At 72.9% G+C, this 13,394-nt stretch carries 11 protein-coding genes; 7 read left to right on the plus strand and 4 right to left on the minus strand.

All coding sequences use genetic code 11. The annotated features are described in order from the left end of the window. Window positions 1-14 precede the first annotated feature (14 nt). Together BM076_RS03945 and BM076_RS03950 are read right to left on the minus strand one after the other, a co-directional pair. Complete coding sequence (locus BM076_RS03945; protein WP_093711926.1) at window positions 15-845, minus strand: hypothetical protein; 831 nt, start codon at window positions 843-845, stop codon at window positions 15-17. Window positions 846-1,032: 187 nt separating this feature from the next. After that, window positions 1,033-2,562 carry a DUF2252 domain-containing protein gene (locus BM076_RS03950; RefSeq protein WP_407640614.1) on the minus strand — a complete coding sequence of 510 codons (1,530 nt, stop codon included), beginning with the start codon at window positions 2,560-2,562 and terminating at the stop codon, window positions 1,033-1,035. A 122-nt stretch (window positions 2,563-2,684) separates the two neighbouring features. On the opposite strand from BM076_RS03950, the gene BM076_RS03955 reads away from it, so the two are divergent. Together BM076_RS03955 and BM076_RS03960 are read left to right on the plus strand one after the other, a co-directional pair. Continuing rightward, window positions 2,685-5,813, plus strand: coding sequence for a SpoIIE family protein phosphatase (locus BM076_RS03955; RefSeq protein WP_245795705.1), 3,129 nt, complete (start codon window positions 2,685-2,687; stop codon window positions 5,811-5,813). A 39-nt stretch (window positions 5,814-5,852) separates the two neighbouring features. Beyond that, the gene (locus BM076_RS03960; protein WP_093711928.1) at window positions 5,853-6,356 is read left to right on the plus strand and encodes a MarR family winged helix-turn-helix transcriptional regulator; all 504 of its coding nucleotides are present in this window, start codon (window positions 5,853-5,855) and stop codon (window positions 6,354-6,356) included. 67 nt (window positions 6,357-6,423) lie between these two features. On the opposite strand, the gene BM076_RS03965 is transcribed toward BM076_RS03960, so the two are convergent. Beyond that, entirely contained in the window at window positions 6,424-6,999 is a 576-nt protein-coding gene (locus BM076_RS03965; RefSeq protein ID WP_093711929.1) for a TerD family protein, read from the minus strand. A 118-nt stretch (window positions 7,000-7,117) separates the two neighbouring features. Then, complete coding sequence (locus BM076_RS03970; protein WP_093711930.1) at window positions 7,118-7,627, minus strand: PadR family transcriptional regulator; 510 nt, start codon at window positions 7,625-7,627, stop codon at window positions 7,118-7,120. A gap of 123 nt (window positions 7,628-7,750) precedes the next feature. On the opposite strand from BM076_RS03970, the gene BM076_RS03975 reads away from it, so the two are divergent. The 5 genes from BM076_RS03975 to BM076_RS03995 all read left to right on the plus strand — a co-directional run bounded on the left by BM076_RS03975 (window position 7,751) and on the right by BM076_RS03995 (window position 13,353). Continuing rightward, window positions 7,751-8,362 (plus strand): hypothetical protein, encoded by a 612-nt coding sequence (locus BM076_RS03975; RefSeq protein WP_093711931.1) that lies wholly within the window; start codon window positions 7,751-7,753, stop codon window positions 8,360-8,362. 5 nt (window positions 8,363-8,367) lie between these two features. Further along, window positions 8,368-9,714: a carotenoid oxygenase family protein gene (locus BM076_RS03980; RefSeq protein ID WP_093711932.1), complete on the plus strand. Its 1,347-nt coding sequence runs from the start codon at window positions 8,368-8,370 to the stop codon at window positions 9,712-9,714. A 91-nt stretch (window positions 9,715-9,805) separates the two neighbouring features. Further along, window positions 9,806-10,501, plus strand: a complete 696-nt coding sequence (locus BM076_RS03985; protein ID WP_093712223.1) for a TetR/AcrR family transcriptional regulator — start codon at window positions 9,806-9,808, stop codon at window positions 10,499-10,501. A 201-nt stretch (window positions 10,502-10,702) separates the two neighbouring features. Further along, the gene (locus tag BM076_RS03990; RefSeq protein WP_093711933.1) at window positions 10,703-11,119 is read left to right on the plus strand and encodes an ATP-binding cassette domain-containing protein; all 417 of its coding nucleotides are present in this window, start codon (window positions 10,703-10,705) and stop codon (window positions 11,117-11,119) included. Next, complete coding sequence (locus BM076_RS03995) at window positions 11,116-13,353, plus strand: FtsX-like permease family protein (protein WP_093711934.1); 2,238 nt, start codon at window positions 11,116-11,118, stop codon at window positions 13,351-13,353. The genes BM076_RS03990 and BM076_RS03995 overlap by 4 nt, the downstream gene beginning before the upstream one ends. The last annotated feature ends 41 nt before the right edge of the window (window positions 13,354-13,394 follow it).

Consider the following 13,394-nt stretch of genomic DNA (forward strand, 5'->3'; position numbering starts at 1 on the left):
CGGGCGGAGGGGGGCTACTCGCCGCCGCTCTCCTTCACCAGTTCGGCCAGCCGTGCCTCGCGCTCGCCGACCTGGGTGAGGAGCTGCTCGGCGATCTCGTTGAGCAGCGCGTCCGGGTCGTCCGGGGACAGCTTCATCATCTGGCCGATCGCGCTCTCGTCCAGTTCGGCCGCGATCGCCGCGAGCTGCTCCTTGCGCTCGGCCAGCCACTCCAGCCGCGCGTAGAGCACCTCGGCCTCGGTCGGCAGCGCCTCCTCCGGCACCGGCCCGGCCTCCCACTCCTCGGCCAGCGCCCGCAGCGCGTCCTCGTCGGCGTACGCGTACGCCTCGTTGACCCGCGCGATGAAGGCGCTGCGCCGCTCCTTCTCGCTCTCGTCCTGGGCGAGGTCGGGGTGCGCTTTGCGGGCCAGTTCGCGGTAGAGGCGCTGCGCCTCCTTGCCGGGCCGCACCCGGCGCGGCGGATTCGGGTCGTCGGCCGGCCGTACCCCGTCGGAGCCGAGCAGCCCGCCGAACAGCTCCTCGATGCCGGGCATCGGCATGACCAGCGCCCTGGCCTCCCAGGCCCGCTCGATGTCCTCGCGCTCACCGCTGTGCGCGGCGACGGCCTCGGCGACCAGCGCGTCCAGTTCGTCGAGCCGCGCGTACATCGGGCCGAGCCGCTGGTGGTGCAGCCGGGAGAAGTTCTCGACCTCGACCCGGAAGGTCTCCACCGCGATCTCGAACTCGATCAGTGCCTGCTCAGCCGCGCGTACCGCCTTCGCCAGCCGGTCCTGCGAACCGGGCTCGGAAGCGGCGGCGAAGGTGGCGGAGGAGGCGGAGGACTCGGTTCCTGAGCTGTTGGTCACCCGGACAGCCTAGGCCCTGCACGGCCGATCTTCGCGGGGCCGCACGGTTGTCCGGGCGGCCCGACGGACGGATCACGCCATCGACGACCGTGTCGCCGTCTTCACAGGATCCCCCGGAAACCCACCCAGAACCTCCCCAAGCCGCCCCGCCCTCGGTCGGACCGGAGCCGCCCGGGTAGGACCACGACTACACGCCGAGCTCCGCCGGAAGCCGCCCGGAACGGATCGCCGCCAGCAGATCCGCGTGATCGGCCTCCGTACGGTCCGCGTAGCCGACGGCGAAGTCCGCGACCGCCTCGTCCAGGGCCTCGCTCTTGCCGCAGTAACCGGCGATCAGCCGCGGGTCGGCGCTGTGCGCGTGCGCCCTGGCCAGCAGCGCGCCGGTCATCCGCCCGTAGTCGTCCAGCAGGCCGGGCTCCAGCGCGGCCGGATCGACGCTGCCCTTGCGGTTCCTGAACTGCCGCACCTGATACGGCAGCCCGTCCACCTCCGTCCAGCCCAGCAGGATGTCGCTGACCACCTGCATCCGCTTCTGGCCCAGCACGACCCGGCGCCCCTCGTGCGCGACCGGATCGGCCGGAAAACCGGCCTTGGCCACGTACGGCAGCAGCGCCGACGGCCTGGCCTCCTTGATCTGGAGGACCAGCGGCTCCCCCAGGTGGTCGAGGAGCAGCACCACGTACGACCGGGTGCCGACGCTGCCGGTGCCGACGACGCGGAAGGCCACGTCGTGCACGGCGTAGCGGGCGAGCAGCGGCAGCCGGTCCTCGCCGACGGTGCGCAGATAGCCGTCGAGCGCGCCCGCGACGGCCGCCGCCTCCCGGTCGGCGACCCGGCGCAGCACGGGCGGCGCGTCCGTGAAGCGCCGGCCGCCGCCGTCCACCGCCTCGGTGGCGCGGGCGGCGAATTTGGCGCTGGTGTTGCGCCGCGCCTTCGCCGAGACCTGCTCGATCGTGCCGAGCAGGTCCTTGGCGTCGGCGTGGGTGACCAACTTCTCGTCGGCGATGGCGTTCCAGGCGTCGAGCACCGGCAGTTTCGCGAGCAGCCGCATGGTGCGGCGGTACGCGCCGACCGCGTCGTACGCCGCCGCCCGGCACACGTCCTCGGCCGCGCCCGCCTCCCGCCCGGCCAGCACCAGCGAGGCCGCCAGCCGCTTGACGTCCCACTCCCAGGGGCCGACGACGGTCTCGTCGAAGTCGTTGACGTCCATGACGAGCCGGCCCCGGGCGTCGGCGTAGAGCCCGAAGTTGGCGGCGTGCGCGTCACCGCAGATCTGCGCGCCGATACCGGTCACCGGCTCCCCGGCGAGGTCGGCGGCCATCAGCCCGGCCGAGCCGCGCAGGAAGGCGAAGGGGCTCGCCGCCATCCGGCCGACGCGCAGCGGTATCAGCTCGGGTATCCGGCCTGCGTTGGAGTCGTCGACCGCCTGGAGCGCGGCGGCCCGGGGTCCGCCGCCCGGACCGGACCCGAGGCCGGATCCGATGGCGGACCCGCGACCGGATTCGATGGCGGGCCCGAGGCCGGCACCAGCGTCGGAACGGGCCCTGTCCAGCCGCCCGCCGCGGTGCGCCGCGCGCGGCACCTTCTCGCGCAGCGCCTTGCCCGCCCGCTTCGGCGACGCCTCATGCGGCCATCGCGCGAACCCCGCCACGTGCGGCACTCTCGTCCCCACCGTCACCCTCCCCAGGTCCCGCACCGCGCACGGCGGTCGGGTCAACGCACGGCATGCCAAAACGCCACCGCTGGGGGTAATCCGGCCAATAGGTCGACCCCGCCCAGGGTTTCGTGCTTGCCTTGATGCCAGGACCCTACTCAGCGCCGAACCGCAGGTGCACGACGTTGGACGAGATCACCCGGCAGCCCGCTACCAGCGACGCAGACCATCCGGCGGACCGATCCGCCCGCTACGAACAGCGCGAACAGCAGGACCTCCACGATCACCCGGAACATCCGGAGCACCTCGACCACGGCCCGGCCGATCAGGCCGCGCCACCGGCCGACCGGACGCGCCGGGACACCGAACGGCACCCGCGGCGGCGCAGCCATGCCGCCGGCCACCCGCAGGGCGGCACCGCGGACGGGGCGGGTGCGCCGTCGGCCGAGGACGCCAAGGACGAGTCCGTGAACGAAGCCGAAGCCGACGTCGGGGCCGAGGTCAGGACCGAGGCCGGGCGCGACACCGATACGGCGGCCGCGCCCGCAGTGCCGAGGCCGGCGCCCGCGGGCGACGCCGGTGTGTCCGCGCTGCTGCGCCTCGCAGTCCTCTGCGTCGATCCGGACGGCCGGATCTCGTACTGGAACCGGGGCGCGGAGGAGCTGTTCGGGCACCGCTGGGAGCATGTTTTCGGCCATCGTGCCTCCGGGCTGCTGACGCCCGCGAGGGCCGCCGCGGGCGCGGTCCGTACGTCCGCCGCGCCGCATCAGGACACCCTCGACCTGCTGGACGACCTCACGCACCCCGCGTGGGCGGGTGCGCTCGCCGCCACCGACCGGGACGGCACGCTGAAGGACGTCCTGTGGTGGACCTACCGGATCGCGGAGCCCGGCGGCCACAGCCTGCTGGCCATCGCGGCGCACGCCAAGCCGCTGCGGACCGGGAGCCTGCGGATCGCGCTCGGCGGACGCTTACTCCCGTACACGGCCGAGGGCCCGCAGCGCCAGGACATCTCGGTGGCCGCCGTCCTCGGTCCCACGGTCGACCAGGCCCAGGCACTGTCGCTTGCGGCCCGGCTGAGCAGTGTCCTGCCGGGCGTCAGCGCCGGACGGCTCGACCGGCTGCTGCGGCAGATCGCGCCGCTCGGTCCCCCGGCCCTCGAAGTCGACGGCGGCACCCGGCTCCCGGTCACCCCGCACGACTACGCGCTCCTGGCCGCCGCGGCCCGCGCCGACCGTACGGACCGCTCCCTGCGCAGGGAACTCCTGCCGGGACCGCGGCCCGGCGCCGCACCGAAGCCTTCCGCGCCGGGCGGCGCGTCCGTACCCAACGGTGCCGGTCCCGTACCGGCCGAGGCCGCTGACAACAGCCCCGGCACCGGCACCGGCACCGCCGATGACCGTTCCAGCGCCTCCGCGCTGACCGCCGTGCCCTTCCCCTCCCTCACCTCGCTGTCCGCGGACCCGGGCACGCTCGACCCGCAGGAACCGCTGGTCGGCCAGCCGCCGCTGCCCGGCCTCGCCCCGGTGCTCGGCGGCCACCCGCACCTCGCCCCGTCCGGCACGCCGCATGCGCCGGGCGCACCGGGCTCGCCGAATGCGCCGACCGGCAACGGCACGTACCCGCTCGGCCGCCCGTACGCGCCCCATCTGCCGGGCAACGCGCTGGACGAGCAGTTGGCGCTGCTGCGCGAGACGGGCTCCGTCGTCGGCTCCACGCTCGATCTGCAGACCACCGCCCGCGAGCTGTGCGCGGTGACCGTGCCGCGCTTCGCGGACTTCGCGGCCGTCCTGATCGTGGATCAGCTCTTCTCCGACTCCGAGCCGCCCAAGGACGACGCACCGGCCGCGACCGTACTGGTCAGGCGCGTCGCCATCGCCCACGAGGGCGCGCCGGGACCGTGGGAGACGGCGCTGCCGGAGGGCGAGCTGCTCTCGCTCGCCGTCGACGGGATCGTGCCACGGCTCGGCGACCATGTCCTCGTCCCCGTCGTGGACCCGGCGGTCGCGCCCGACATAGCGCTGGACCTCGGGGTGCCCGCGCTCGGCCCGCTGCTGCCGGGGCACTCCATGATCGTGGCGCCGCTGACCGCGCGCGGCACCGTCCTGGGCCGGGTCTGCTTCCTGCGCGGCCCGGGCCGCCGCCCCTTCGACGCGCGGGACGCCGCCACCGCCACCGAGATCGTCGCGCGCGGCGCCGTGCACATCGACAACGCCCGCCTGCACCGCCTGGAATCGCGCGCCGCCGCCACCTTGCAGCGCTCGATGATGCCCGCCCGGCCGCCCAGGATCCCCGGGGTGCGCATCGCGCATCACTATATGCCGGGGGACCGACAGGCCCAGGTCGGCGGCGACTGGTTCGACGCCATCCAGCTGCCCGGCGGGCGCGTCGCGCTGATCGTCGGCGATGTGATGGGCCACGGGCTCCAGGCGGCGGCCGTCATGGGCCAGTTCCGTACCGCGGTCATCACGATGGCCGCCCTCGACCTGCCGCCCGCGCAGGTGCTGCGGCACCTGGACAACCTCGCCCACCGGCTCGGCACCGAACACCTCGCCACCTGCGTCTACGCCGTCTACGACCCGATCCACCGGTCGCTCACGCTCGCCAACGCCGGACACATCCCGCCGGTGCTGGCCGGCTACGACGGGCGCAGCGAGCTGCTGGAGATCCCGGGCGGCGCGCCGATCGGCGTCGGCGGGGTGCCGTTCGAGACGGTGGAGATCCCGGTGCCGGACGGCAGTTGGCTGGTGCTGTGCACCGACGGTCTGGTGGAGGTGCGCGGGGAGGGCATAGACGCCGGGCTCGCCGCGCTGTGCGCCACGGTGATCGAGCCGGAGCAGACGCCCGAGGACGTCTGCGGGCAGATCCTGGGCCGGCTGCATTCGGAGGACCGCAGGGACGACGTGGCGCTGCTGGTCGCCAGGTTCGAGGGCATCGTGCCGGAGGACGTGGTCAAGTGGACGCTGCGGCTCGACCAGTCGGAGGTGGCCAGGGCCCGGGACCTGACCCGGCGCCAGCTCGCCGCCTGGGGTCTCGAACGGCTCAGCGACACCACGGAGTTGCTGGTCAGCGAGTTGGTGACGAACGCGATCAGGGCCGCGTCGTACGAGGTCGAGCTGCGGCTGATGCGGGTCGGCAAGCTGCTGGTCGAGGTCAGCGACGACAACCACAATCTGCCGCAGTTGCAGCGCGCGGACGCCGACGACGAGCAGGGGCGCGGGCTCGCGCTGGTCTCGCATCTGTCGCGGCGCTGGGGGACCAGCAGAAAGGCGGTCGGAAAGGTCGTCTGGTTCGAACTTCCGCTGCCCGCTTGATATTGTTGCGTTCCGCAACTTCGCAGGTGGAGCGCACGGATGACACAGGTGACCCAGACGCCCGCGCAGGATTCGGCCGTCCCGACGACGCCGGCGACGACGCCCGCGGCACCCGCGCGGGAGACGTCCGTCGAGACGATTCAGCGCGAGCTGACCGCCTTCGCCCGGCGGGCGCGGGCGGCGGCCGCGCGGATGCACCCCGAACTCTCCCTGGTGTCCTTCACGATCCTCGCCCACCTGGAGGAACAGCAGGGCTGCCGCGCCACCGACCTCGCGGCGCACTATCTGCTGGACAAGTCCACGGTCAGCCGCCAGGTCGCCGCGCTGGAGAGACTCGGCTATCTGGAGCGGCGGGTGGACGCCACCGACCACCGCGTCCAGGTGCTGCATCTGGCACCGCACGGCGTCGAGATCCTGGCGGCGGCCCGGGTCAGCCGCCTGGAGACCTTCGAGCAGCGGCTGACCGACTGGGACCCGGCGGACCTGTCCCGCTTCGCCGCCTACCTGGTCCGCTACAACACGGACGCGGCAGCGCACCCGTAGCCGTTACGACTACGGGTGCGGCTACGGGCGCGCGTCAGGCGTGCGGCCCGCGGGCAGTACGCGTACGTCAGAGGTTGACGCCGAAGTCCTGTGCGATGCCGCGCAGGCCGGAGGCGTAGCCCTGGCCGACGGCCCGGAACTTCCACTCGGCGCCGTTGCGGTACAGCTCGCCGAAGACCATGGCGGTCTCGGTGGATGCGTCCTCGGTGAGGTCGTAGCGGGCGATCTCGGTGCCGCCGGCCTGGTTGACGACGCGGATGAACGCGTTGCGCACCTGGCCGAAGCTCTGCTGGCGGCTCTCGCCCTCGTAGATCGAGACCGGGAAGACGATCTTGTCGACCTCGGCGGGCACGGTGGCCAGACTGACCTTGATCGCCTCGTCGTCGCCCTCGCCCTCACCGGTGAGGTTGTCGCCGGTGTGCTCGACGGAGCCGTCGGGGCTCTTGAGGTTGTTGAAGAAGATGAAGTGCTTGTCGGACAGGACCTTGCCCGTGGCGTCGAGCAGCAGCGCGCTCGCGTCCAGGTCGAAGTCCGTGCCGGTGGTCGTGCGCACGTCCCAGCCCAGGCCGACAGTGACCGCCGTGAGTCCGGGGGCCTCCTTGGTCAGTGAGACATTGCCGCCCTTGGAGAGGCTGACACCCATGGTGGATCTCCCTGCTCAATCCGGCGCGGGCCGCGCCACTTGACGATTCCTTTGCCCAATGACTCCAACGCACACCACCCTGCCCCGGTTCCCGGGGCGCTGCCACCGTTGAGCGCATTTAAATCTGCCGTGCCGCCCATCGGGCCCATTCCGCCTGCATCGCCGTCTGCCGCAGGCCGTACTCCAGCGCCAGCCGCCCGTAGACCGACATCTGGTCGTCCCCCCACTCCACCGATCCCTCCAGGTCCTTGAGCGCTTCGTGGAAGCGGTCGGAGCGTGCCGCCTCCAGTTCGAGATAGGTGTGCGCCTCGAACCGGCTGACCGAGCCGAGGAAGAACACCCGCAGCAGCACCTCGCTGCGGCGGAAGCGCTCGGGCTCGGTCTCGATGAGCCAGTGGTGCAGCTCGGCCCGGCCCTCCTCGGTGATCGCGTACTCCTTGCGCCCGCGCGGGCCTTCCGCCGCCACGGTCAGCAGGCCGGCCGTGGCGAGCTTGCCCAGCTCCCCGTAGACCTGGCTCTGCGTCGCGGGCCAGACGTTGCTGAGGGACGACTCGAACCTCTTCATCAGGTCGTAGCCGCTGGCCGGACGTTCGGCGAGCAGGCCCAGGACCGCGTGGCGAAGACTCATGAGGGTGATTCTACCTTCCACTCTTGACAGGTCAATCGGCGACCTTCTACTTTTGACATGTCGAGAGTGGATGATGAATGAACGGCCGGGTGGAGCGCCCGGTCGCGGACCCGGAGGATTCCCATGAACTACCTGCGCGGCTTCGTTCCCTGGATCGCCTTCGCGGTCGTGTCGTCGTTCGGCTGGCAGTGGGGAGCGCTCGCGGGCCTGGTCCTGGGGCTGCGGCTGATCGTCCTGGCCAGGAAGTCGGGCGCCGCCGCCGACTCGCTGATCCTGGAGCGCAGCACGGTCCTGTTCTTCGTCGTCCTGACCGCCGTCGCCTTCGCCCGCACCAACAGCGGGCTCCAGGACTACACGGGCACGCTGTCCACCGGCTGGCTCGCGGTGACGGCCTGGGCGACCCTCGCGGTGAAGCGGCCCTTCACGCTCGGCATAGCCCGCCGCCAGGTGCCGGCCGAGATGTGGCACAACCCGGTCTTCCTCCGGGTCAACGTGGTGATCACCACCGCGTGGGCGCTCGCCTTCACCGTCACCTCCGGCGTCCTCGCCGCCGTCTCGGCCGCCGGGCTGGGCCACGCGGTGTCGATCCCGGTGCAGATCGCCGGCTTCGCCGTCCCGGCGGTCTTCACCGCCCGCTACCCCGCCCGCGTCCGGGCCCGCGCGACCGCCGCAGCCACGACCGCCGCCACGACCACGACCACGAGCGACACCACTGCCGACGTCGAGGAGATCTGACCGCCATGGCCACCGCACAGCACACCCCGCCGCACCTGGCCGGGAACTACGCCCCGGTCACCGACGAACTGACCGCGTACGATCTCCCGGTCACCGGGGCGATCCCGCCCGAGCTGACGGGCTGGTATCTGCGCAACGGCCCCAATCCGCGGGACGCCGCCTCGCCGCACTGGTTCTTCGGCGACGGCATGGTCCACGGTGTGCGGCTGGAGAACGGAAGGGCCACGTCGTACCGGAACCGGTGGGTCAGGACATCGACGTTCACCGACGGCGCGCGGATATACGACGAGCGGGGGGAGGCGGATTTCACCGCCTCGGTCGCCAACACCCATGTGGTCCGGCACGCGGGCCGCACCCTGGCGCTGGTCGAGTCCTCCTACCCGTACGAGCTGGACCACCGCCCGGGCCACGAGTGGGAGACGGTCGGGCCGTACGACTTCGGCGGGCGGCTGACCACCCCGATGACCGCGCACCCGAAGACCTGCCCCACCACCGGGGAGCTGCACTTCTTCGGCTACGGCGGGCTCCGGCCGCCCTATCTGACGTATCACCGGGCGGACGCGGCGGGGGAGTTGACGGTCAGCAGGCCCGTCGACGTCCCGGCGCACACGATGACGCACGACTTCCATCTGACGGCAGGTCATGTCGTCTTCATGGACCTGCCGGTCGTCTTCGACCTCGCGACGGCCATGCGCCCGGGCGCCGGACTGCCCTACGCGTGGGACCCCGGTTACGGCGCGCGGCTGGGCGTGCTGCGGCGGGACGACCCGTACGGGGACGTGCGGTGGCTGGACATCGACCCCTGCTACGTGTTCCACGCGCTCAACGCGTACGACGCGGGGCCGGACCGGATCGTGCTGTACGTGGCCCGCTATCCGCACCACGCGAGCCCCGCACTGCCCGCCGTCCCGGCGACGCTGTGGCGGTGGACGCTCGACCTGGCCGCGGGCACGGTCACCGAGGAGCAGGTGGACGACCGGCCGTGCGAATTCCCCCGCGCCGACGACCGGTTGGCCGGCCTGGACGCGCGGTACGGCCATGTCACCACGGCGGGCTCCCCCGGCAGTCCGCGGCCCGGCGCCGTGACCCGTTACGACCTGCGCGGCGGTACGGCCGACAGCCACACCTTCGCCGCGGGCCGCACTCCGGGCGAGGCCGCCTTCGCCCCGGCCGACGACCGCCCCGGCGGGCCCGGCTGGCTGCTCACCTTCGTCCATGACGCGGCCACCGACACCAGCGACCTCGTCGTCCTGGACGCGGACCGGCTCGCCGCACCGCCGATAGCCACGGTCCACCTCCCCCGCAGGGTCCCGTTCGGCTTCCACGGCAATTGGCTGCCCGACCCGGCGTGAGGCGGACGCGAGGCCGGAGTGCGACCGGCCCGGCGCCCGGGTAGCTGCACGACACACAAGAAAGAGCGTTCTACCCGTTATGCTGGAGAATATGACAAAGACGGACACCGGTACCGACAGGGCCACGGGCAAGAAGGTCTCCGCGGCCCGGGAGCGGCTGCTGGGCACCGCCGCCCGGCTCTTCTACGCGGAGGGCATCCACACGGTGGGCGTCGACCGCCTGGTCGCCGAGTCCAAGGTCACCAACGCCACTTTCTACCGCCACTTCCGCGGCAAGGAGGAGCTGGCCGTCGCCTATATCGACAGCGTCGACCAGGCGATCCGCACCCAGATCGGCTCGTTGACGGCCGCGCACGAAACGGCCGACGGCATCCTGCGCGGCATCCGCGATTCCCTGGTCGCCCAGATCCGTTCGCCCGGCTACCGGGGCTGCGCCTTCCTCAACGCGGCGGCCGAATTCCCCGACCCCGCCCACCCCGTCCACCGGGCGGTCGTGCAGCACCGCGAATGGTTCCTGCAGACGATCACCGGGCTGTTCGCCGAGATCACCGTCGCCGAGTCCGAACACGCCGGCCGGCACTTCGTGATGCTCCGCGACGGCGCGATGAGCGCCGGCTACCTCGGCGACCCCGTTCTGGCCGGCGAGACCCTGCTGCGCGGCATCGACGGCCTGCTCCGTATCCACGCCGCCCGCGGCCTCCCCCAGCCCCCCGCACCCGCCGCCCCCGCGGAACCCCCGGCCGCACCCGCCGCCGTCACCGGCCTCCAGTGCACGCCCACCGCCTGACGGCGCGAGTCCCGCCGCGCCCCCTGACGCGATTGTGATCTGCGCCACGAACGCGTCCGGTCCGCCGCCGATGTGATCACTGACCGTACCCAGGGTGCCAACTCCCCGACGGACGCCCGCCTTCGCATCGCGGCGCCCGGCACCTGACGGGCGAATCACAGGCTCCTCTTCCGGTTCGGGTCCCGTACGGTCGCCGGGGCCGTGACGGCACCCGGCGGCGTCCGGCCGTGCGCAGGCGACAATGTGGCACTGGCCGCACTTCTCTCCCGTTCCGACCGACGGGACAGCTTCCAGCGGGCGCAAGGGCTCCTCGACGAACTGGGCGTACCGAAGGCCGCCACCACCCAGGAACTTTCCGGCGGTGAGCACCAGCGCACCGCCGTCGCCCGGGCGCTCATCAACTCCCCCGCGCTCCTCCTGGCCGACGAGCCCACCGGCGCCCTCGACCCCGACACCGCCGAACGCACCGCGGAGCTGCTCTTCTCCCTGCCCCGGCGCAACAAGTGCGGTCTGCTGCTCGTCACGCACGACAGCCGGATCGCCGCACGGGCGGACCGGATCCTCCGGGTCGAGTCCCGCGCCCTGGTACCGGCCGGCGACCGGGAGACGGTGGCATGAGGACGACGGCGCCCAGAGGTCTCGCGCACCACCTGCTGCACACGGGCCATGAAGCGGGGCGGCGGGCCGAAGCGGCGCGCACCCGGTTCGCGGCCCTGGCCGTAGCGACCCTTGTCCTGGCGGTCTGCCTCGGCGCGCTCGCCTTCGTCCACGCCGCCTACACCGGCAAGGAGTCGCGGCGCGAGGCCAGGACCCCGGTCCGGCAGACGCAGGAGACCGCCGCCAAGCACTCCACCCTGTGGCTCGTCGGCTCCGACGCGCTCAAGGGGCAGCGCCGCTTCAGCGTCGTCGACATCTCTCCCGCGACGGCGAACGCCCCGCTTCCGCCCGGAGTCGACCACTGGCCGGGCCCGGGCGAGGCCGTGCTCTCCCCGGGACTGCTGAAAGCCGGCGCCCACGAGGGCATCGCCACCCGCTACGGAAAGCTCGCCGGCGTCATCGGCGACGACGGCCTGGAGGACCCGGGTGAGTGGCTGGCCTATGTCCGCCCGGCGACGCCGATGAAGGCCGAACGCCCGATCGAGCCGGTCATCGGGTTCGGCCCCACGGCGGGACAGCCCTCGGACGGCCTGGAGCCCGGATCGGCACGCACCGACGACAAGCCGGAGTGGATGTTCCAGGCCCTCATCAGCGGCCTGCTGATCATCCCGAGCCTCGTCCTGCTCTTCGTCGCCGTCCGTGCCGGTACCGAGAACCGTGAGCGCCGAGGCGGACTGCTCGACGCCCTGGGCGGCAGACGGCGCGACCGCGCGCTGCTCGCCCTCGGCGAGACGGCCCGGCCGGCACTCCTCGGCGCCCTCGCCTCGGTCCCGCTGATCGCCTCGTCCATGCTCCTCGACGTGCGGATCCCGTACGTCGATTACACGGTCGCGTCCGCGGACCTGCGCCGGCACGGTCTCGTCGCCCTTCTCGCCCCGCTGGCCGCACTTCTCCTCGCCCTCGGCTCGGTCGTCCTCGTGGATCAGATACCGGGCCGCATGCAGGCGAACAGGCCCCACAGGACGGGCCGCGCGCACTGGCAGCGCAGGATCGCGCTGCTGTGCCCGGTGGCGATCCTGGTCGCGGCGCGCGGGCCGGAACTCGCCGGCGCGAACACGACGTACCACGTATGGACCGTCTGGACCGGGCTCGCGGCCGTCGTCCTCACCACACCGGCGGCCGTCGCCGCGGTCGTCGCGGAACTGGGGCGGCTGCTGGAGCGGAAAGGGCGGGAGCGCGGATGGGCCGGCGCCCTGGTCGCGGGCCGCCGGCTCAGCCACTACCCCGCGGCGACGACCCGCCTGGTCGCGGGCGTCATCGTCGCGCTCATCGTGTTCGGGCAGGCCGTCGCCTGGCAGGGGCTGTTCGGCGCGTACAACTCCCAGCTCGAAAAGGCCCTCGGCAGCGCCGCGACGAACATCGCCGAGATCGGGCCCAAGGGACCGGTCACCGCGGGCGCCATGGACAGCTATCTGCGGCGCCTGCCCGCGGGAAGCGCACCCGTCGTGCTGACCGGGCCCGAAGATCCGACCCGGAACCCCATGGTCGTGCGAGGGGACTGTCCCGCCTTGCGGAGCCTCGCCCTCCCGTGCCCGCGCACCGGCGCGCGCGTCGACCGCATCACCGATCACCGCCTCCAGGAGCTGATCCGCTGGAACGCGGCCGGTGGCACCTTCCTGGAAGTCCTGCGCACCGACCGGACCGACATCGCGCGGAGGTCGGCACTCGACGACGGGTCGAGCACCCTGGCGATCCTGGACGTCGCCGGCGGCGGCCCCCCGGTGCCGGCGCTCAAGGAGCTGTCGTACCGGGTCCTCCCGCGCGGTGCCCAGGTGCGTTTCCCCGGCGAGGAGTGGCTGAGCAATGCCGCGCCCGACCGGGACCAGGGCCGGTGGGTGCGGCTGTGCGGCGTCGCCGGTGTCGGCTTCCTGGTGCTGGCCGTCGGCCTGAGCGGCATGGCCGAATTCCTGCGGCACGGCAGGGCGCTGGCCCCGCTGACCGTGCTGACTGGGGGCTACCGGGTCTTCCGCAGCAGCGCCGCCTGGGCGATCAGCGCACCGCTGGCCGTCGCGGGACTGCTGGGCGCCGTCATCACCTCGTGGCTCGCCCGGCCGATCGCCATGCCGGGAAGCACCACGTACATCCCCATGGGCCTGATGGCGTCGGCCACGGCCGTCGTCCTCGCCATATCCGCGCTGTTCGGCCTGTGGGCGGCGCACATCGCGCGCGAGCAGGCACGCGACTGGCACGTATGACGGCGGTCGCCCCGCCCCCCCGGCCGGTCGGTGCCCGCTCC

The organism is Actinacidiphila alni (assembly GCF_900112845.1).
Lineage (GTDB): Bacteria > Actinomycetota > Actinomycetes > Streptomycetales > Streptomycetaceae > Actinacidiphila > Actinacidiphila alni.

Excerpts from the sequence above, each read along its gene's own strand:
- BM076_RS03960 (WP_093711928.1), top strand. The coding sequence starts at position 5,853 with ATGACACAGGTGACCCAGACGCCCGCGCAGGATTCGGCCGTCCCGACG.
- BM076_RS03965 (WP_093711929.1), bottom strand. The coding sequence starts at position 6,999 with ATGGGTGTCAGCCTCTCCAAGGGCGGCAATGTCTCACTGACCAAGGAG.
- BM076_RS03970 (WP_093711930.1), bottom strand. The coding sequence starts at position 7,627 with ATGAGTCTTCGCCACGCGGTCCTGGGCCTGCTCGCCGAACGTCCGGCC.
- BM076_RS03975 (WP_093711931.1), top strand. The coding sequence starts at position 7,751 with ATGAACTACCTGCGCGGCTTCGTTCCCTGGATCGCCTTCGCGGTCGTG.
- BM076_RS03980 (WP_093711932.1), top strand. The coding sequence starts at position 8,368 with ATGGCCACCGCACAGCACACCCCGCCGCACCTGGCCGGGAACTACGCC.
- BM076_RS03985 (WP_093712223.1), top strand. The coding sequence starts at position 9,806 with ATGACAAAGACGGACACCGGTACCGACAGGGCCACGGGCAAGAAGGTC.
- BM076_RS03995 (WP_093711934.1), top strand. The coding sequence starts at position 11,116 with ATGAGGACGACGGCGCCCAGAGGTCTCGCGCACCACCTGCTGCACACG.